We start from the raw sequence: 19,943 nt of genomic DNA on the forward strand, positions 1-19,943 counted from the left end.
TCCTTGTTTATTTGATATTTTAATCATCGTCTTTATCTGAACGACTTTTTCCTTTCTTGTCGTTGTCGTTGTCGTTGTCGTTGTCGTTGTCGTTGTCGTTGTCGTTGTCGTTGTCGTTGTCGTTGTCGTTGTCGTTGTCGTTGTCGTTGTCGTTGTCGTTGTCGTTGTCGTTGTCGTTGTCGTTGTCAGAATTTTGCTTTAAGACTGAATCATTGTCCTTATTTTCATGGTCAGAACGTGAATCGCATGCAACCAATAGAAAAGTACATACCGTCAGAACAATAGCGAGTAGCTTCATTTACCATATTTCCTGTATCTATATTTGAACTTTATCTTACCCAGATTCCTCTGTTTCTACTGTAATTTTCCTTAAAAAAAGCGTACCTAAATGTACGCTTTTATAGATCAACTCTTATTCACCTATACTCCCCATAAATGGATCGGAATAAGAGTCTTCGCCTGTTTCTATACGTCCTGCAAAACGGCGTTCGAAAGCACTTTGACCTTGCATTCTGACTGTAAAATCATACCAACCATAGACATCACTCATATCTAATACCAGATCTTGCTCACTCTCCTGAGTGGAAACCTGCCATGTTCTATTATTCAAGTAAGCATTTGCTTTAATCTCTAGATTGGATGCTTTAATTCCATCATGACGTAATTTTAGATATATTTTGGGTTGACATTCTTCTACACACACCCGAATTTCAGCCAGACTCTCAAGCTGAATAGGATCATTTAGATCACCTTTAAATCCACGATGGAATCCGTTGGGACCCAATACCCATAAATCATATTGGCCATGCATTAATGTCCAAACATCCTCAAGCTGTTTACCTGCTTCAACCATATAACGTTTAGGAAGAGCAGTTAAATCCATCTTGTTATACACATGGAATACCGCACCCTGCTTCCCAGTATTGGAAAATAACAATTGGATTTTATTTTGTTCGACCAACACTTTAGCACTGCTATGCAATATATAGGGCAATGCACGCGAATAACGTATACCAGTTTCTTGAATCGGTAGATTTTGAGAAATTGGTACTTTGACCTGAGCGAGCCCCTGCTGACTTAGACGAATCGAATCTGCCTGCTGTTTCGTTCTTTGCCCATCTAAGACTGGCAAGACATCTATATTCGGTGTTTTGAAATTAAATGCTGAACTTAGATCCCCACAGACGGCACGGCGATAAGGACTAATATTGGGTTCCATCACCCCAAAACGTTGCTCTAAAAATTGAATAATGGACGTGTGATCGAAAACCTGAGAGTTGACCCAACCTCCACGACTCCATGGAGAAATGACGTACATCGGCACACGAACCCCTGGTCCATATACCCCATGCCAGAAATTTTCATTTTTTCCATTTACATACTGAAGCAAAGGCTGTGAAGTGGATTCTGCAATCCGCGGATGATTAAAATATTCATAAGAAACTTGCTCATCCGAAAGTGTGGTCTTGCCATGCACTTTCAGGATTTCACCGCGCTCATTAATTTCTCGTGAAGGTGCAGATGGCGATGGAATATGGTCAAAAAATCCGTCATTTTCATCAAAGTTTACCAATAAAACAGTTTTACTCCATAGCTCAGGATCAGCAGTTAGGGTATTGAGTAGCTCTTGAATATACCAAGCACCTTGTACCGGACTCGAGGGTCCAGGATGTTCACTATATGCAGCTGGTGCAACAATCCAACTCACTTCAGGTAATTTGCCTTGCTCTATATCCAGTTTGAATTGCCCCAATAATCCACCATCATTCGGCATCGTATTGGCGATACCTTTATACAATGGCTGCGTGACATCAATTTTTTCATCGTATGCAGGACAGCTGGGATTTGAATGACTAACGGGCTGTCCTGATTGTTCATTGGCACGGCGATATTGTTTAAAGCCTGCTAATGGATTGTCGGTGAAGTTATCTGGCATATTTTGATAAACTTTCCAAGTCACACCTGCCTCTTGTAAGCGTTCAGGGTAAGTGGTCCAGTCATAGCCTACTGTAGAAGGTCCGATCCCATCAAACTCATTGACTACGCTTGCCACACCCGCCCCTGTCGGACCATTGGTTCCGGTCCATATGAATTTTCGGTTCGGGTTGGTCCCTGCATGCATGGCACAATGATAGGCATCACACAGCGTAAAGGCATCTGCTAAGGCAAACTGAAAATCGAGCTCGACCTTTTTATAATATCCCATCGATTGTGGTTGTTTATGTTCAACCCAATGGCCCATGCGACCACCATCCCACGCCGCTTGACCATCTTTCCATGAATGTGGTGTCCCAGAAACACGTTGAGCATTTCCAATGCGACTATCTAAATGATAAGGAAGAATTTTATTTTTTGATTGATCATATTGTTCCCATACTTTTCGACCCTCGGTTAGTGGAATCGTAAAACGATCACCAAAACCACGTACACCTTTGAATGTTCCAAAGTAATTATCAAATGAACGATTCTCTTGAGTCAAAATCACGATATGTTTAACGTCTTTAATTGTGCCAGTTTCAACTTTTGCATCAATCGCCAAAGCTTTCTGGATACTCAATGGAAAAGCTGCAAGTGCAGTCGCACCAAATAATGTTTTTCCTGAATTTAAAATAAAATCACGACGGTTCATTGTTATTTTCCTTATTATGGTTATGGTGCACAGTGCATCTTGCAATTCGGTTCAGGATTTGGTTGTGATGTGACTTCCTTGTTCGCATCATCGTCATTACATGCGCTTAAAATTACGCTCAAACTCAGTATTAAGATCCCTAAAATTCTTGTCATGAAGAACGTCTCTGTTTTTATGAAATAACAGAAATACTCATCCTTCATGACAATCTAGTGATGCTAAAATTGCAAACTGATGACACAAAAAAAACGCACTCTTAAGTGCGTATTTTTAATCATTTTTTTATTGTATCGTCATTGTGTCGAAGAGCAACTTACCAACCTAAGGCTTCTTGTTGTTTCTTCACCAATTCTGCAATCCCTTTTTCAGCCATTTCCAACATTGCATTTGACTGCTCACGTGTAAATGGTTTTTCTTCAGCAGTGCCTTGAATCTCGATGAACTCACCAGCTTGTGTCATCACAACGTTCAAGTCAGTTTGGCAACTTGAATCTTCTTCATAGCAAAGATCTAAAAGCACTTCATCTTGGTAAATACCCACTGAGATCGCAGCGACTAAACCTTTTAATGGGTCTTGTTTGATTTTCTTTTTCTCAAGCAAGACATTCATGGCATCGATCAATGCCACTGCTGCACCTGTGATTGCTGCTGTACGTGTACCACCATCGGCTTGAATCACATCACAGTCAATGGTGATTGTATTTTCACCTAATTTTTTAAGGTCCACCATCGCACGTAGGCTACGACCAATTAAACGTTGAATTTCTTGAGTACGACCACTTTGTTTACCACGTGCTGCTTCACGATCACTACGCGTATGCGTTGAACGTGGCAACATACCATATTCTGCTGTTACCCAACCTTGTCCTTTACCCTTAAGGAAACGTGGCACTGAATTGTCGATACTTGCAGTACACAGCACTTTGGTATGACCAAATTCAACCAATACAGAACCTTCTGCATAACGTGTGTAGTTACGGGTAATTTTCACTTCACGAAGTTGGTCTAATGCTCGTTGGTCAATACGCATGATGTATCCTAAACTGTACTAAAAAATTAATTGCGCAGATTATAGCAGATACAAGAGCAATGGTTTTGTTACTAGTCAGTGTTTCGGACTGGTGAATCCCTTTTCATTTGAATGACTATTATCAATAAAAATTAAGGATATATAACTTTCTTAAATAAATTTTTTTAAGTGTAGGATCAATGTTTTATTTAAAAATACAGATTAACTATACGTTTCATTGCTCATTAGAAATCAAATTACCAGCAAAATCGTAAAGTATTAATTGTTCAACGCCATGATTAACAAATAATTCATGAAGAACTCTTTTTTCAATCTTCGCTAAATTACCCTCTATTGGCTCCATAATTTGAACAATGGCAATGCTTCTGCGTAATTTTAAGAAACTAAGTGGATTGGAGTGATGTTTTAGCAATGCTTTAAGCGTCAAATCAGAACTTTCAAAATCACCGATGATCATTCTAGGATGGTGATAAGGTACTTGAGGAACTTCTGTGACTTCAATCGAACTATCTTTTGCTATGAGACTCATATGATCTTTATAAAGATGAATATAGATGGCTTTAGGATATTGTTTTAAATCTTCATGTATCATTTTATTTCTTAATCTAATTGATCATTGGTTCATATCAGAATAATAATGCTTTACAGATGTCTCTCCAATCTTTTAAGCGAAAAAACACAAGCTTTAAAACTTGTGTTTTTAAAAAATTACTCAACATTTTCCATCAACTAAAACTAAATATTTAACCCAAAATTCCCTTCACTTTTGCCAAAGACTGCATCATTTTAGTTGTCATCTCATTCGGTAATGAACATTTCGCTAGACGTACCCATACACTGCCAAACTGTTGCATAAAATTGGCTTCATTATAGTTCACACCGTATTCTGCACAGAGTTCTCGGATTTTTGGTGCAGCTTCTGCATAACGATTGGCGGGCATATCTGGGAATAAATGATGTTCAATTTGATGACTCAAATTACCACTTAAAATATGCAACCAATCTGTCCCTGTAAAATTACTCGAACCACGGATTTGTCTTAAATACCATTCAGCTCGGGTTTCATTTATCGTATTGTCTGCCTCAAAAGTTTCAGCATCCTCAGTAAAGTGACCATTAAAAATGACCGCAGATGACCATAAACTACGAATGATATTTGCCACAGTATTGCCTGCTAGAACTGGCAAAGCATTCGGTCCTGCAATCACAGGGAAAAATACATAATCTTTTAAAATTTGACGGCGTGCTTTTTTACGGAACTTCGTTGCATCCGCCCAAACCTGTTTCCACGTTTTGGTTTTATAAATCAGTGCGTCTTCCAAATGCAGATTTTGTACCCCAACATACCATTCAAAAAATACCATCAGTTGAATTGCTAGAGGAATATTCAATAAAAAGCGGGGTTCCCACTTTTGCGACTCACTGATGCGTAATAAGCCATAGCCCACATCATGGTCTTTACCGACGATATTGGTATAGGTGTGATGTACATAGTTATGAGTATATTTCCAGTCATCCCCCGTTGCCATGGTATCCCAGTCATAGTTTGCACCATTTAAACTTGGATCATTGAGCCAATCAAACTGACCATGCATGACGTTATGACCAAGCTCCATGTTTTCCACAATTTTGGAAATGCCGAGTAGTCCTGTACCGACTAACCAAACAGGTGGCAACCAACCGCCGAACATCAGTAGCGCACGGGAACTGATTTCGCTATAACGAACAAAATTACGGATTTTATAAATATATTTGGCATCTCTTTCACCTAAATCCGACATGATGTTCTGACGGATTTCTTCAACTCTACGCCCAAATGCTTCGATCTGTTCAGCACTTAAATGCTTTGTTTTACTATTTTTAGGAAATGTGACTGACATATTCATGGTTGTACTCACTTCACTTTCACATTGGTTTTGGCAATGCTTATAAGTTGATAACGACTGGACTAACCGCTTGGCTAATACATAGTTTGATTTGTGTATTCGATTGATGATCAATCTCGCCCGTTAGAATATTTTTGGTTGAACCACTCAGTTTGGTACACGTGCAGGTATTACAAATACCCATTCGACAACCATGTGCAGGTCTTAAGCCTGCTTGTTCAGCGTCGTCCAGTAGATTGGTTTTCGACTCAAACTGTTGTTGTGCACGTGCAAATACAATCGGCTGACTGGCTTGATGCTCATCTACAGGAAGCTGGAAAAACTCCTGTTTCAGTTGAGCCGTCAAACCACGTTCAGCAAAAATTCGATTAATACTTTGCATCATCGTCGTCGCTCCACATGCATAGGTCATACTCTGACTCAGCTGCGGAACACGTTGATCGAGTAAATCTTGATGTAAATGTTGCTGTGTTTGAATGGTGTTGATGTGGTGATAATTAAAATGGGCGTGCTGTTGATTTAACGCCTCCAGTTCCACGTGAAACGCATCGTCTCGAGTGAAGTACAACAAAGTAACCGACTCAATCTGTGAGCCTAAAGCATGTTTAAGCAACGCATAAATGGCGGTGATCCCACTGCCTGAGGCAATCAATACAACAGATTTAGAATGCGTATCTAATACAAAATCACCTTGCGGCTGAGATATTTCAATCACCGCACCATGAGCACTTTGCGCGATTCCTTTTGAAACCAAACCTTGCACACGTATCGCCAAAACCACATCACCATTTGGCAACATATCAACGATTGAATAACTCCGTTGTTGGCGTACACCTTCAATCACAAGCGTACACAACACGCTTTGACCTGCTTTAAAGCTTCGATGTTTAAAATTTCGGTTCGGTCTGAGCGTAAGCTGCACGAAATCTTTGCTTAGCCATTGTTTCGCAACAATAGTCGCTTTGACACGTTTCCATGCCCAAACCGGGTTTATTTTCTCGACCACAAAATCAACAAAATCTTCACGAACCCATTCAGGTTGATACTGCATTTGGCTGCTCATTCCGTTCCTCTTTGTATTTCAATTTAATTGAGTGAACATGTGTTTTCATAGTGAACACTTGTACACTATAGTTTATTTTAAAAATCAGTCAACACCTGTTCACTGACATTCATCATTTAATTTTGTAATTTTTTTGGTAGACTCATCACCATTCAAATCACTAGGTTCAACAATGTCCATACGCGATGAACGCAAACAACAAAGCCGACAGGCTTTACTAGATGCTGCTTTAAGCTTAAGCACGTCTGGTCGTTCATTTAGCAGTATTAGCTTGCGAGAAGTTGCACGTGAAGTGGGGCTCGTCCCAACAGCTTTTTACCGCCATTTCCAAGATATGGACGAATTGGGTCAAGAACTGGTCGATCAAGTCGCTCTGTATTTAAAAAATGTCATGCATCAACTTGGACAAGGTCTTGCTCAAGCAGAAGCGAATCCTGAAATGAGTATTGAACTTTTCTTTAATGCGGTTGATCAAAACCCGACCCCATGGATTTTTATGATCGCAGAGCGTTGGGGTGGCTCAGAAATGGTTCGTCGTGCCATTGCACGTGAAATTGATTTTTTAAATATTGATTTGGCTGAAGACCTACGAAAATTTGAAATTGTGCAAAATTTTGATCATGGTGATGATTTAAAAGTTTTAGCCAATATTTTGATTAACCTCTGTTTTACTTGGGCGATGTCATGGATTAGCTTGGGTCGTCAATATTCAGGTATGGAACTCGAATTACAAAAATTAGTACTCAAGAAACAGTCTATTACCCAAATTAAACTCATCTTTAAAGGGATTTCTAACTGGTCAAACAGTGAAATGAATCGCTAAATCTCATCCAATAATCATCTACAAAAAATCACCACATCATTAAGACCACCTAATGTGCAATTGAATAAAAAACCCGCTCATCAGCGGGTTTTTTTAATCGAATCTATTTAAATTATTTTGCAGCTTTACGCTCTTTTTCTACCAGATAGTTCACGACTTCAATCACGCGACCATTATCACCTTGCACGATGTATTTACCATTCACCGTCACAGCAGGCACACCTGATAACTGGTATTGTGCCGCTAAGCTTTTGGCTTGCGCAATTTTAGAGGTAATCGGGAATGATTTATAAGTACTGTTAAATTTTGCTTCTGGAATACCATAACGCGTATAGAACTTCGCTAAAGAAGCTTGATCTAAAATCGGTTTTTGCTTCACATGAATGTCATGGAATAACTGTAAATGTGCTTTTTGACGTACACCTAATGCTTCAGAGACATAGTAGGCACGTGCACCTTGCTCCCACACTGGATTCATCGCCGCTGGAGTACGCACAAAACGAATATCTTTAGGTAATTTTTTCAACCAAGATTGCATGTGGGGTTCTAATGTGAAGCAGTGACCACAGCCATACCAAAAGAATTCACGTACTTCAATTTTCCCCGGTTTTTCAACTTTAATTGGATTCTTTACGACTTGGTAATCTTTACCCGCCACAAAGTTCGCCATTGCAGAACCTGAAAAAGCCATAACAGATGCAGCAACAGCACTTAAAAGGAATTTATTCATTCGGATTATCGTCCTAAAAATCATTATGGTTAGCTTATACATCCACTATAAATCAATTATGAGAATTTCGTTTTCCTTCTGTGAAGTTTTTTTGACGATTTATCGCTTTTTTTCGAACAAGCGCTACACTAAGCTCGCTATACTTAATCTTTTATTTATTCCAATAATTTACTGAGGACGTACCCAATGACGCAACTCAATGTCGATCCACAAGAAATTGCTAAATTTGAAGCACTGGCTGCAATATGGTGGGATCAGCACTCTGAGTTCCGTCCACTCCATCAAATCAATCCTTTACGTTTAAATTGGATTGATGAACATGCAGGTGGTTTATCAGGCAAAAAAGTGCTTGATGTCGGCTGTGGTGGCGGTATTTTAGCTGAAAGCATGGCGCGCCGTGGTGCAGATGTACTCGGAATTGATATGGGTGTAGCCCCTTTAAATGTCGCTCGCCTACATGCAGAACAAGAAAATGTGAGCAATATTGAGTATCGTCAAATTCCTGTTGAACAACTTGCCGAAGAACAAGCGGGACAATATGACGTTGTGACCTGTATGGAAATGTTAGAACACGTTCCAGATCCAGCTTCGATTATTCAAGCCTGTCAAAAGTTAGTAAAGCCAAATGGTCACGTGTTTTTCTCCACCATTAATCGTAATCCAAAATCTTATTTATTCGCGATTATCGGGGCTGAATATGTATTGCGCATGTTGAAAAAAGGCACGCATGATTATCATAAATTCATTAAGCCTTCAGAGTTGGCACATGATATTCGTAGTGCGAATTTAAAACTGAAAGACATGACGGGCTTGCACTACAACCCGCTAACGAAGAACTATTGGTTGGCGCCGAATGTTGATGTGAATTACATGGTTTATACCCAGAATGAAATCAAAAATGAGCAAGCTGAATGAAAGCGGTACTCTTTGACTTAGACGGAACTTTGATTGATACGGCAGCAGATTTTATTCGTATCATTCAAAACATGTGTCGTGAAGAAAAATATGACATTGTTGATGCAGCATTGATCCGCACTCAAGTGTCTGAAGGCGCGCGAGCAATGGTTAAGTTGGTCTATCCGCATTTAGATGTCGAAGACCCGATTTTCCTTGCACATCGCCAGCGTTTTCTCGATATTTATGGTGCAGATATTGCTGTGGATACTGACCTCTTTGACGGTATGTATCCTTTACTTGAAGCTTTAGAGGCGAAACACATTCCTTGGGGTATTGTGACCAATAAACCGCGCTGGCTCAGTGAAGCTTTACTCAAAGCTTTAGATCTTACTGAACGTTGTGCTGTGTTAGTCTGCCCTGAAGATGTAAAACAGACCAAACCCGATCCAGAACCCATGTTTTTGGCAGCCTCTAAAATCAATATCGATGCTAAAGATTGCATCTATGTGGGCGATCATCCACGTGATATTGATGCGGGTCGTCATGCCGGGATGTATACCATTTTGGCAGCCTATGGATATTTACCTTTAGCGCACAAAGATGACTTAACAGCATGGCAAGCAGACTGTATAGTAAAAGACGTTGCTGAGTTACATCAGGTCGTTCTAAAACTGCTGAATGCTCAAGAAAAGTCAGCATAATCTATACGTGCTGACTTTTTTAAATCGCATGGTTGAAATCGATACTGCTGAAACAACTTACTTAATAATATAAAAATATAGGAGGTCGCCCATGAATTATTCAGAATATCAACCTCGTCCAGATTTGTTAAAAGACAAAATTATCCTGATTACAGGTGCAGGCGATGGTATTGGTCGTGCAGCTGCTTTGAGTTATGCCCTGCACGGCGCAACAGTGGTACTGCATGGGCGCACTATTAATAAGCTAGAAGTGATCTATGATGAGATTGAAAGTCTAGGTGCACCACAGCCTGCGATTTTGCCTTTACAACTTTCAACAGCGACCTCACATGATTATGAGTTGTTGTACGACACACTTGCTCAGCAATTTGGTCGGTTAGATGGCATTTTACACAATGCAGGCATTTTAGGTGAGCGTACAGAACTTGCGAACTACCCTGCTGAAGATTGGGATGATGTGATGGCAGTAAATCTACGTGCGCCATTTGTGCTCACTCAAGAACTGCTCCCTCTTTTAGAAAAATCAGATAATGCTTCTGTGGTATTTGCCAGTTCGGGTGTAGGACGCGAAGCTCGTGCCACTTGGGGAGCTTATTCTGTTTCAAAAATTGCCATTGAAGCAGTGAGCCAAATTTTCGCCAAAGAACATACGTACCCAAATGTTCGCTTTAACTGTATCAATCCAGGTGCAACACGCACGGCAATGCGCGCTAAAGCTTATCCTGATGAAGACCCAAAAACTTTGCCAACGCCTGAGCAAATTATGCCTGCTTACCTATATTTGATGGGTGAAGACAGTATTGGGCTGAATGGTCAAAGTATTGATGCGCAAAGCTAATGCTTCGTTTTAGTCAAATAAAGGGGATCTGAGTGATCTCCTTTTATTTAACAAACATAATTTTTTTATAACTTAAATTGGTTTAACCCTAGGGTGTTTTTAGGATTGAATTAAAGCAATAAAAGAAAATAGTGCGTCTCTTCATTATCTAATCATATCGGTTAAATAATGGTAAGAATTTCAGATAACGGTTTTCTTGGCTTTTGAGGCCAATTATTACTAGTTGGATAACCTATTGCAATAATGATGACAGGTATTTCTGTTGAACTAAGTCCAAATTCAAGAGCGACTTGTGTAGCATCAAAGCCTCCGATTGCACATGATCCTAAGCCTAGGTCTTGAGCTGCAAGCATTAAAGACATAGCTGCCAAAGATGCTGAACGAATAGCTTCATCTCGCTGTAATATTAAGTTGCCCTCATATGAAGCTGTCTGCATAGCCCATGCATCAACGACCTTTTGCTCGATGATATTTGCATCTACACTGGGTTGTAGTACTGAGCGTAAGTGCTTATGTGCTTCCAAAGTACCACATATTAGAAAACTTACCGAGGAATGTAGAATTTTTTCTTGTCCAAATGCCACAGATTTCAAACGTATTTTTGCACTTTCTGAACTCGCAGCAATAAATCGCCAGTTCTGTAAATTATAAGCTGTTGGTGATTTCGTCGCTAAATCAATCAATGATGTAATAATCTCAGCTTCTAGCGGTCGGTTCGTTTGAAAATTATTTACTGAAATTCGGCTATTCATAATGTTTTTGAGAGAAATATTCATAATATGTACCAGACAAAATGGAAATAATTTTTAAATTACATTTACCGACTACTATTGGCTGTCCATTGCACAGCCAAGACACTGATAAATACAATAATAAATCCTAAAAATGCAGTTCCAGAAATTGATTGTGAAAGTAGCCACCAACCTAAGAAAACAGCTGTTAGCGGACTGAGTAATCCAAGTGATGCAACCGCTACTACAGGTAAACCGAGTACACCCCTAAACCAAAGTACATATGCAAGCAAAGCACCTCCCAAGCTCAGGTAAATATAAGCAACATATTGCAATGGTTCTAACTGAGGAAGAGGTGCATCTAAGAAATACGCTATAGGTATTAGCATGAATCCACCAAGAATAAGTTGCCAGCCTGTCATTGCGAGTAAAGGCATATCTAGTTTCCATTTACTTGTGAGCCAAATGCCACAAGACATGCAAATGGCTCCTAATAATGCAGCAGCAATACCTATAGGTTCGAATATAGTTTGAGGTGACAAAAGTAAAATAGACATTCCATATACTCCTATCACGGCTGAAATTAAAGTTGATAATAAAGGAGATCTTCCATCTATGACCCAAGCTATTAACATTATGAATAAAGGTTGAATAGCACCTAATACTGCGGCTAATCCCCCAGGCAAGCGATAAGCTGCAATAAAAAGAAGTGCCTGAAAAAGTGCTATATTTAATGCACCAAGTATGAATAAACGCCACCAATATTTTTTTAAAGGTATGTATCTAGTAAATAAGAGTAGCAATAATCCAGCAGGCAATACACGAATCAGTGCGGCTGTAAAAGGTCGATCTGCTGGCAGTAACTCTGATGTCACGATGTAAGTAGAACCCCAAATAACAGGAGCTATAGCTGTCAATATAATGTCTTTCCGTAAAAATGAAGCTTGTATTTGCATAGTGTTGTTATTTATCTTGAATTTAAGATAAAATAATCATGAATAAAAGTTACCTTGAAGTCAAGATAAATGAGCAATCAATCTAATCAAATTAAATCCGATATGGTGGACGTCGTTCTTGAACAATGGCAAAAAGAACGCCCTGATCTTGATATTTCTCCTATGGGACCTATTGGGCGCATTAAGCGATGTGCCTCTCTTTTAGAAAAAAAGCTTGAATCAAAATTTGAAACATTAGATCTTAATTTATGGGAATTTGATATGCTCGCTACTTTACGTAGATCTGGTGCTCCCTATTGTCTAAGTCCAACAGAACTTTTTTCTTTGTTGATGGTAACTTCAGGAACAATGACCCACAGATTAAAAAGGTTAGAAAGTAGAAATTTGATAGAACGCGTCTCTAACGTAGAAGATGCTCGAAGCATGCTTGTACAATTGACAAATCAAGGACTTGAATTGATTGATGTAGCTGTAGAGCAACATGTCGAAAATGAACGTATGATACTTTCATTAATACCCTCTAATGTGCTTAAAGAGCTTGACGGTCACCTTTCTATCTTACTAAAAACTTTAGAGATGCCTACTACAGGTTTAACAGTTGTAGAAAACATTAAAAATAGCTGAATCCTTTAAAAGCTTATCAACTATCATATAGCCTTAGGACTCTAATTTTAAAGGATAAAAATTGGATATAATTGATATATTCATATATGTAATTGTTGAAATATTTAATTCTTTTAAAATTATAATAATTAGCTATGCTTCCTAACATACGAGCAAAAAGATACAAAAATTAAGCGCAAACTTAGTTCTAAAAGTAGTCAGATCTGGTGTTCAATTATAAAAAAACCCGACGCATGTTCGGGTTTTTTGACATCTTTAATTAGTCGAAAAGACGATCAAAGAACGATTTTTTCTTTGGAGATGATTTACTGTCTTCACCATCCATCGACTCTTGAAGTTCTTTTAACAGCTCACGTTGACGTGATGTCAAGTTCACTGGTGTCTCAACCACAACGCGACAGAGTAAGTCACCCACCATACTGGTACGAACAGGTTTCACACCTTTACCACGTAAACGGAACATCTTGCCCGTTTGAGTTCCTTCAGGCACTTTCAAGTTCACACGGCCATCCAGTGTTGGGATCTCAATTTCTTTACCCAAAGCTGCATCTGCAATGCTAATCGGCACATCCATATACAAATCAGCACCATCACGTTGGAAGATTTCATGTTCACGAACAGTCACTTCAACGTATAGGTCACCTGATTGACCATCACGAATCGCTTCACCTTTGCCGGTTAAACGTACGCGATCACCATTGTCCACCCCCGCTGGAATCGTAACTTCGAGCGTTTGCTGACGGTCTTTTACACCAGAACCATGGCATGTGCCACATGGGTTCTTAATGATTTTACCTTGTCCACGACAAGTGCTACAGGTTTGCTGAACAGAGAAGAAACCTTGTTGCATACGCACTTGACCTGCACCATGACAGGTTTTACACGTTTCAACATCGTTTGGATTTTTAGAGCCTTTACCATCACAGGTTTCACAAGGCGCTGGCGCTGTGAAAGTAATGGTTTTTTTGATGCCTTTTACCGCTTCTTCAAGGGTCAGTTCCATCACATAGCGTAAGTCTGAGCCGCGTTTTTGACGTTGTTGACCGCCACGGCCTCCACCACCAAAAGCACCACCAAAAATATCACCAAACTGACTGAAAATGTCTTCCGCGCTAAATCCACCGCCGAAGCCACCACCACCGCCCATACCGCCTTCAAAGGCGTTATGTCCCATACGGTCATACATACTGCGTTTTTCGCCGTCAGAAAGAATTTCATAAGCTTCAGCAGCTTCTTTAAATTTTTCTTCAGCTTCGGCGTTGTCAGGGTTACGATCTGGATGATATTTCATCGCCAACTTACGGTAGGCTTTTTTAATTTCATCATCACTAGCGGTTTTAGATACCCCTAAAACCTCATAATAATCACGTTTAGCCATGTCTGGCGATGCTCCACAAAAATTTGAGATTACTTCACTGCGAAATATGTTGGGTTCATACGCCGAAATTACAAGTCGATATTGAAATATTTTTTAGAAAGCTGCTTTTTTTTGGGTATATTTTACAAAGCCTTTTAGCCATGTATTCAGCAGATAAAGCCAAGCAATGGTGCTAAAAATCACACCAATCACACTACAGGCTTTCACCCAAAGGACACTGTCCCAATAAATGAAACAAGCGGGAATAAACCAAAGTGCCGCGAACACAGCCAATAGCATAAATAAAACGACACTGCGCATCACCCAAAGTGCCTGAGCATGTAACCACACTTCTGTCGCATCCGTATTAGCAACTTTACGCGCTAAGCAATAAGCGATCGTAGCTGTCACTACGGTAAAGAGTGCAAGAAACATGAATACATAAGACAACGTCATATAACGACGATGTCTGTCTAAAAAGTCTTGCCCCATGGATACTTTTGACCTCAACCGATTGCAAATTCAGTCGTTATTTATGCAATCGGTACCGTATGTTATTTTATGTAAAATCCATCCGCTACTATATTAAATTTTTCTAAACAACGCACCTAGAATTCATCATTTATATGCATTTTTTGTATCTTTTTTGACTTTAAACCAAGCGGCATATAATGCTGGCAGGAAAAACAGCGTAAGTAATGTCGCGATGATTAAGCCGCCCATAATTGCAACAGCCATTGGACCAAAGAAAATACTGCGTGACAATGGAATCATCGCCAATACCGCAGCGAGTGCTGTCAAAATAATGGGGCGTGAACGGCGAACCGTCGCATCTAAAATGGCATCCCAAGGTTGATGTCCTGCTCGAATATCTTGTTCAATCTGATCAATCAAAATCAAAGAATTCCGCATAATCATACCCGAGAGTGCAATCGTACCGAGCATCGCGACAAATCCAAAAGGCTTATTAAATAGCAACAAGAACAGCACCACGCCGATCAGTCCCAAAGGTGCAGTCAAGAACACGATAAAAGAACGTGAAATACTTTTGAGCTGAATCATGAGCAAGGTAAATACCACCACCAAAAATAATGGCATACCTGCATTAACGGAGCTTTGTCCACGAGCAGACTCTTCTACTGTGCCTCCGACTTCAACCAAATAACCGCTTGGCAAATCATCGCGAATTTTTTGAATCTTATCTTTTAACTCCCCGACCACCGTTGCGGGTTGTAAGTCGGTTCGAATATCAGCACGTACCGTAATGGTCGGTAAACGATTACGATGCCAAATCAGTCCATCTTCAAATTTGTATTGAATATTGGCGATCTGAGCCAATGGTACTGTGCCCCCTTTTGAAGTCGGTACAGCCAAACTGGATAAAGAACCGACATCAACACGCTCAGCCTTGTCGCCTCTTAAACGAATATCAATCAATTCACGTTTTTCACGGTACTGGTTAATCACAGCGCCTGTAATTGAGCTATTTAAAAAGTTTGCCAAATCCAAACTCGATACACCCAGTTGACGTGCACGATCCTGATCAATTTCCAATGAAATAATCTTACTCGGCTCACCCCAATCCAGATGGACATTGCTGGTATTGGAGTTTTCACTGACAGCTTTTGATACCAATTGCGCACGTTGACGCACCGTATTGAGGTCTTCACCTGACACACGGAATTGAATTGGATAACCTACGGGAGGACCATTTTCCAAGAGTGATACACGTGTTCTCACTTCAGGTAAAAGTTTACTGATTTCCTGACTCAAGGTTTTTCGAATTTCATCACGATCATCGAGTGATGATGCGAGAACCACAAATTGCGCAAAACTGGCTTGAGGAAGTTGCTGATCGAGTGGCAAGTAGAAACGTGGTGATCCTGTGCCGACATAAGCCACATAATTATCAATGCCTTTTTGAGTAGACAGGAACTTTTCAACTTTTTTCACTGCATTTTCAGTTGCAATGAGTGAAGCGCCTTCTTCTAGTTTGAGATCAACTAAAATCTCTGCTCGATTCGAAGGTGGAAAGAACTGCTGCGGAACCAATTTAAACATCAAGAGCGACAGCACAAATATGCCGACTGTCGCTGCAATCACGGTCTTACGATAAGTAAGACAGATATTGACCCACGAACGAAATTTTTGATACGCCTTGGTTTGATAGGGATCATGCTGATCGCCGTGTTGATGAATGACTGGATCAGGTTCAGGCTGTTTACGTAAACGAGCCCACAGACGTACATACCAAGGCGCTTTATGTAAGCTTTGACTGTTAAAATCAGGCAGTAACTTATCACCTAAATAGGGCACAAAAAGTACCGCTGCAAACCATGACACCACTAATGCAATGGTCACGACTTGGAATATTGAACGGGTATATTCACCTGTGCTTGACGCTGCGGTAGCAATCGGCAAAAAGCCTGCTGCAGTAATGAGTGTCCCTGTCAACATGGGAAATGCTGTCGATGTCCATGCAAATCCTGCGGCTTGTAAACGGCTATAACCTTGCTCCATTTTAATCGCCATCATTTCGACGGCGATAATGGCATCATCCACCAACAGCCCCAGTGCTAAAATCAAAGCACCCAATGAAATCTTGTGTAGTCCGACATCAAAGAGATTCATCCCTGCAAAGGTCATGGCAAGAACCAATGGAATCGAAAATGCCACAACCAGCCCGGTACGGAAGCCTAAAGAGAAAAAGCTGACCAATAGAACGATAATCACCGCTTCAGCCAAGACCTTAATAAACTCATGAATACTGCGCTCTACCGCCACAGGTTGATCAGAGACTTTTTCTAACGTCATCCCCAGAGGCAACGATTTCTGCAATTCTGTAAAGCTACCCTCTAAACTTTTACCTAAGGCAATAATGTCACCACCCTTGCGCATAGACACCGCGATCCCAATCCCATTTTCCCCCATAAATCGCATACGGGGTTGCGCAGGCTCACTGAAACCACGATAGACCTCAGCGACATCACCCAATTGAATGGTCTTATCACCCACCAATAGTGGCATCGTTTTAAGCTGATCAATATCTTGAAGTTGACCGCTGACTCTGACTTGAATTCGGTCTGAATTGGTTTCAAAGAATCCCGCACTCGCGATACTGTTTTGCTTTTGTAAGGCTTCTTGAATGGCAGTCACCGGAATACCCATTTGCGCTGATTTGGTATTCGATATTTCAATCCAAATTTTTTGATCTTGTAATCCAATTAAGTCCACTTTACCGACGTCTTTTACCCGCTGAAGTTGGAGTTGCAAACGATCCGCATACTCTTTTAAAACGGCATAATCGAAATCTTTAGCTGTCAGAACATAAATATTTCCAAAGGTATCGCCAAATTCATCATTGAAAAATGGACCTTGTACACCACTTGGCAACTGATGTTTGATATCGCCCACTTTCTTACGCACTTGATACCAAACATTAGGTAAATCCGCTGATCTTAAAGAATCTTTGGCAATGAAGGTCACCATGGACTCACCTGGACGAGAATAGGCTGTAACACGCTCGTAAAGCCCAGTACTCATCAACTCTTTTTCAATACGATCGGTGACTTGGAGTGACACCTCTTCAGCGGTCGCACCCGGCCAATAGGTTTGTACCACCATCACTTTAAAACTAAAGGGTGGATCTTCACTTTGGGAGAGTTTTGAATACGAATAAATTCCGACGATGCCCATCAAAATCATAAAATAAAGGATCAAACCTTTATTATTAAGTGCCCACTCGGACAAGTTAAAATTCATTTTGGAACTCATTATTTTGCTCCTGATTGAATTTTCACTGCTCGATTTTCACGATCAATCGGATGAATTTTTTGTTTTTCACGAAGCAAGTGTACTCCACCAACCACAACCCAATCCGTTGCTTTTAAACCGGTCAGCACGGGTACACTATCGCGTCCATAAGCACCAATGGTGACTGGCACTTTACGAATCGAATGATCTGCGTTGACCACCCAAGCATAGGCCTGATTTTCATGAGCTGAGATACTGGATAACGGCACACTGATCACATTTTCAACATTGTTCGCAAAGAAGACGCGTGCACTCTGTCCCAGTTGAATCGCTGACTGTCCTTCTTTTAGCGCGACTTTGACACTGAAGGTTCGTGATTGATCCGCAGCAGGTGAAATTTCACGGACATAGGCAGCAAAACGATCTTCCGGTTTAGACCACAGGGTAATCACTGCATTTTGACCGACTTTGATGTCTGAAATGGCTTGTTCTGGCACACCAATCACCACTTCACGATCCCCATCAATCGCGACTTGGTACGCAGCTTGCCCTGCGGCAATCACTTGCCCGACTTCAATATTTCGCTCTGTAATCACGCCATTACGATTTGCCACCAACTGGTTATAGCCCGTTTGGTTACGACTCACTGACAGGTTAGCCTGTGCTTGCTTTAAAGCAGACATTGCTGAGTTATATTGATTTTCAACGGCATCATATTGTGAGCGACTGACCGCATTGATCGGTAGCAGTTGTTGAAAGCGTTTAAATTCTTCTTCAGCGATCTTGGCAGCGGATTGTGCACTTTCGAGTTGAGCCTGTGCAGAATTCAACTCTAATTGCGCATCTTTGACATCCAGTTTTGCTAGAACCTGCCCCACTTTTACGCGATCCCCAACATCCACCAGACGCTCAGTGATTTGTCCCCCAACCCGAAATGCCAATGCAGTTTGTTGACGTGCTTGCACATCCCCTGCATAACTTTTAAGTTCGTCATGGGTAGTTAGGGGCTGAGTCACCATCACAAAAGGTACTTGTTCTACAGCTGGCTCTTTTTTACCACAGCCTGTTAACACCACTGCACATGCAATCATCAAACTGATTAAGGAGAATTTCATATCGCTCATGGGGATCGCTCTTATGTAATTTTTGGGCGTCATTTCAGATTTAGTTTTGTATATATTAATTTGTTTATTTTTTAATTAATATACCGTAAGGTACACTAATTAAAAAACAATCATCAAGTATATGACTTGATTTACTTTATTTTGGAAAGATTTTGCAAATGCAAGTTGGACGCCCGAAAGACCTCGCCAAACGTCAAATGATCCTAGATGCAGCTAAAACACTGTTTTTAAAACAAGGTTTTCATGGATCTACCATGAATCAAATTGCACAAGAAGCAGGTGTCACCAAGCTCACGGTGTATAACCATTTTCAGGACAAAGCCAATTTGTTTACCTGTGCCATTGAGCAAACCTGTGAAGAATCGATTCGTACCCGTCCAATCCATTTACAATATGATTCGAATTTCAAAGAAGTGCTCTCTCAAATTTGTCATTTGGCTTTAAATATTATTTATTTGCCTGAAGCCTTAAAGCTGGAGCATTTATTATTGGAATTGGCTGCTGAACAAAACCCTTTAGCAGAACCTTTTTACAATGCTTCGCATAAACGCCTCTATATGGTTTGGGCGGATTTTTTTAAACAAGCCATAAGCTTAGGTTTCGTTGAAAATACGGATGTGGAAAAGCAAGTCCATTTGTTACTTTCGTTGTTACTGGGACATCGCCATCACGAGATTTTATTGGGTGTGCGTGATATACCGACAGCAGAAGAATCGAAGCACATTATTGCCGATGCGATTGAATTATTTCTGATGAAATACCAAAAATCTGCATAACGCTTATTTTATAAATCTCCCCGCT

Annotated in this window: 19 protein-coding genes and 1 pseudogene; 6 read left to right on the plus strand and 14 right to left on the minus strand. The window is 40.4% G+C overall.

Annotated elements, in window-relative coordinates; translation table 11 throughout:
* Positions 1 to 19: 19 nt before the first annotated feature.
* From AC5YCE_RS04045 to AC5YCE_RS04070, 6 genes are all read right to left on the minus strand, one after another.
* Positions 20 to 298: a hypothetical protein gene (locus AC5YCE_RS04045; protein WP_496126458.1), complete on the minus strand. Its 279-nt coding sequence runs from the start codon at positions 296 to 298 to the stop codon at positions 20 to 22.
* A gap of 114 nt (positions 299 to 412) precedes the next feature.
* Positions 413 to 2,629 (minus strand): phosphocholine-specific phospholipase C, encoded by a 2,217-nt coding sequence (locus AC5YCE_RS04050; protein WP_496171143.1) that lies wholly within the window; start codon positions 2,627 to 2,629, stop codon positions 413 to 415.
* Positions 2,630 to 2,942: 313 nt separating this feature from the next.
* Complete coding sequence (gene rph / locus AC5YCE_RS04055) at positions 2,943 to 3,659, minus strand: ribonuclease PH (protein WP_496126456.1); 717 nt, start codon at positions 3,657 to 3,659, stop codon at positions 2,943 to 2,945.
* A 214-nt stretch (positions 3,660 to 3,873) separates the two neighbouring features.
* On the minus strand, positions 3,874 to 4,251 hold the full coding sequence (locus AC5YCE_RS04060; protein WP_496171144.1) for a rod shape-determining protein: 378 nt from the start codon (positions 4,249 to 4,251) through the stop codon (positions 3,874 to 3,876).
* Positions 4,252 to 4,402: 151 nt separating this feature from the next.
* Complete coding sequence (locus tag AC5YCE_RS04065) at positions 4,403 to 5,545, minus strand: fatty acid desaturase family protein (RefSeq protein ID WP_496171145.1); 1,143 nt, start codon at positions 5,543 to 5,545, stop codon at positions 4,403 to 4,405.
* Positions 5,546 to 5,585: 40 nt separating this feature from the next.
* The gene (locus AC5YCE_RS04070) at positions 5,586 to 6,608 is read right to left on the minus strand and encodes a flavin reductase family protein (protein ID WP_496171146.1); all 1,023 of its coding nucleotides are present in this window, start codon (positions 6,606 to 6,608) and stop codon (positions 5,586 to 5,588) included.
* Between the two features lie 172 nt (positions 6,609 to 6,780).
* Here AC5YCE_RS04070 and AC5YCE_RS04075 point away from each other — a divergent pair, with 172 nt between their 5' ends.
* Entirely contained in the window at positions 6,781 to 7,431 is a 651-nt protein-coding gene (locus AC5YCE_RS04075) for a TetR family transcriptional regulator (RefSeq protein ID WP_496126452.1), read from the plus strand.
* A gap of 112 nt (positions 7,432 to 7,543) precedes the next feature.
* Here the strand turns inward: AC5YCE_RS04075 and AC5YCE_RS04080 are convergent, their stop codons facing one another.
* Entirely contained in the window at positions 7,544 to 8,161 is a 618-nt protein-coding gene (locus AC5YCE_RS04080; RefSeq protein ID WP_496171147.1) for a thiol:disulfide interchange protein DsbA/DsbL, read from the minus strand.
* Between the two features lie 186 nt (positions 8,162 to 8,347).
* Here AC5YCE_RS04080 and ubiG point away from each other — a divergent pair, with 186 nt between their 5' ends.
* The 3 genes from ubiG (at position 8,348) to AC5YCE_RS04095 (ending at position 10,597) form a co-directional block, all read left to right on the plus strand.
* Complete coding sequence (gene ubiG / locus AC5YCE_RS04085) at positions 8,348 to 9,076, plus strand: bifunctional 2-polyprenyl-6-hydroxyphenol methylase/3-demethylubiquinol 3-O-methyltransferase UbiG (protein WP_496171148.1); 729 nt, start codon at positions 8,348 to 8,350, stop codon at positions 9,074 to 9,076.
* Entirely contained in the window at positions 9,073 to 9,759 is a 687-nt protein-coding gene (locus AC5YCE_RS04090) for an HAD family hydrolase (protein WP_496171149.1), read from the plus strand. The genes ubiG and AC5YCE_RS04090 overlap by 4 nt, the downstream gene beginning before the upstream one ends.
* Before the next feature lie 91 nt (positions 9,760 to 9,850).
* Positions 9,851 to 10,597 carry a YciK family oxidoreductase gene (locus AC5YCE_RS04095; RefSeq protein ID WP_496171150.1) on the plus strand — a complete coding sequence of 249 codons (747 nt, stop codon included), beginning with the start codon at positions 9,851 to 9,853 and terminating at the stop codon, positions 10,595 to 10,597.
* A gap of 161 nt (positions 10,598 to 10,758) precedes the next feature.
* On the opposite strand, the gene AC5YCE_RS04100 is transcribed toward AC5YCE_RS04095, so the two are convergent.
* The 3 genes and pseudogenes from AC5YCE_RS04100 to AC5YCE_RS04110 all read right to left on the minus strand — a co-directional run.
* The gene (locus tag AC5YCE_RS04100; protein WP_496171151.1) at positions 10,759 to 11,373 is read right to left on the minus strand and encodes a nitroreductase family protein; all 615 of its coding nucleotides are present in this window, start codon (positions 11,371 to 11,373) and stop codon (positions 10,759 to 10,761) included.
* 41 nt (positions 11,374 to 11,414) lie between these two features.
* Positions 11,415 to 11,885 (minus strand): EamA family transporter, encoded by a 471-nt coding sequence (locus AC5YCE_RS04105; protein WP_496171175.1) that lies wholly within the window; start codon positions 11,883 to 11,885, stop codon positions 11,415 to 11,417.
* A 45-nt stretch (positions 11,886 to 11,930) separates the two neighbouring features.
* Positions 11,931 to 12,284, minus strand: a pseudogene (locus tag AC5YCE_RS04110) (EamA family transporter); the annotation flags it as partial.
* A 69-nt stretch (positions 12,285 to 12,353) separates the two neighbouring features.
* Between AC5YCE_RS04110 and AC5YCE_RS04115 the strand changes: the two are divergent.
* Positions 12,354 to 12,908 (plus strand): MarR family winged helix-turn-helix transcriptional regulator, encoded by a 555-nt coding sequence (locus tag AC5YCE_RS04115; RefSeq protein WP_496171152.1) that lies wholly within the window; start codon positions 12,354 to 12,356, stop codon positions 12,906 to 12,908.
* 259 nt (positions 12,909 to 13,167) lie between these two features.
* On the opposite strand, the gene dnaJ is transcribed toward AC5YCE_RS04115, so the two are convergent.
* The 4 genes from dnaJ to AC5YCE_RS04135 all read right to left on the minus strand — a co-directional run bounded on the left by dnaJ (position 13,168) and on the right by AC5YCE_RS04135 (position 19,142).
* Complete coding sequence (gene dnaJ / locus AC5YCE_RS04120; RefSeq protein WP_496171153.1) at positions 13,168 to 14,286, minus strand: molecular chaperone DnaJ; 1,119 nt, start codon at positions 14,284 to 14,286, stop codon at positions 13,168 to 13,170.
* Positions 14,287 to 14,379: 93 nt separating this feature from the next.
* On the minus strand, positions 14,380 to 14,757 hold the full coding sequence (locus AC5YCE_RS04125) for a hypothetical protein (RefSeq protein ID WP_496171154.1): 378 nt from the start codon (positions 14,755 to 14,757) through the stop codon (positions 14,380 to 14,382).
* 126 nt (positions 14,758 to 14,883) lie between these two features.
* A complete protein-coding gene (locus tag AC5YCE_RS04130; protein ID WP_496171176.1) occupies positions 14,884 to 18,027 on the minus strand; it encodes an efflux RND transporter permease subunit in 3,144 nt (1,047 codons plus the stop codon).
* A gap of 11 nt (positions 18,028 to 18,038) precedes the next feature.
* A complete protein-coding gene (locus AC5YCE_RS04135) occupies positions 18,039 to 19,142 on the minus strand; it encodes an efflux RND transporter periplasmic adaptor subunit (RefSeq protein ID WP_496171155.1) in 1,104 nt (367 codons plus the stop codon).
* Positions 19,143 to 19,294: 152 nt separating this feature from the next.
* Here AC5YCE_RS04135 and AC5YCE_RS04140 point away from each other — a divergent pair, with 152 nt between their 5' ends.
* Positions 19,295 to 19,918: a TetR/AcrR family transcriptional regulator gene (locus AC5YCE_RS04140; RefSeq protein ID WP_496171156.1), complete on the plus strand. Its 624-nt coding sequence runs from the start codon at positions 19,295 to 19,297 to the stop codon at positions 19,916 to 19,918.
* Positions 19,919 to 19,943: the final 25 nt, after the last annotated feature.

Source organism: Acinetobacter sp. CY79 (assembly GCF_059515845.1).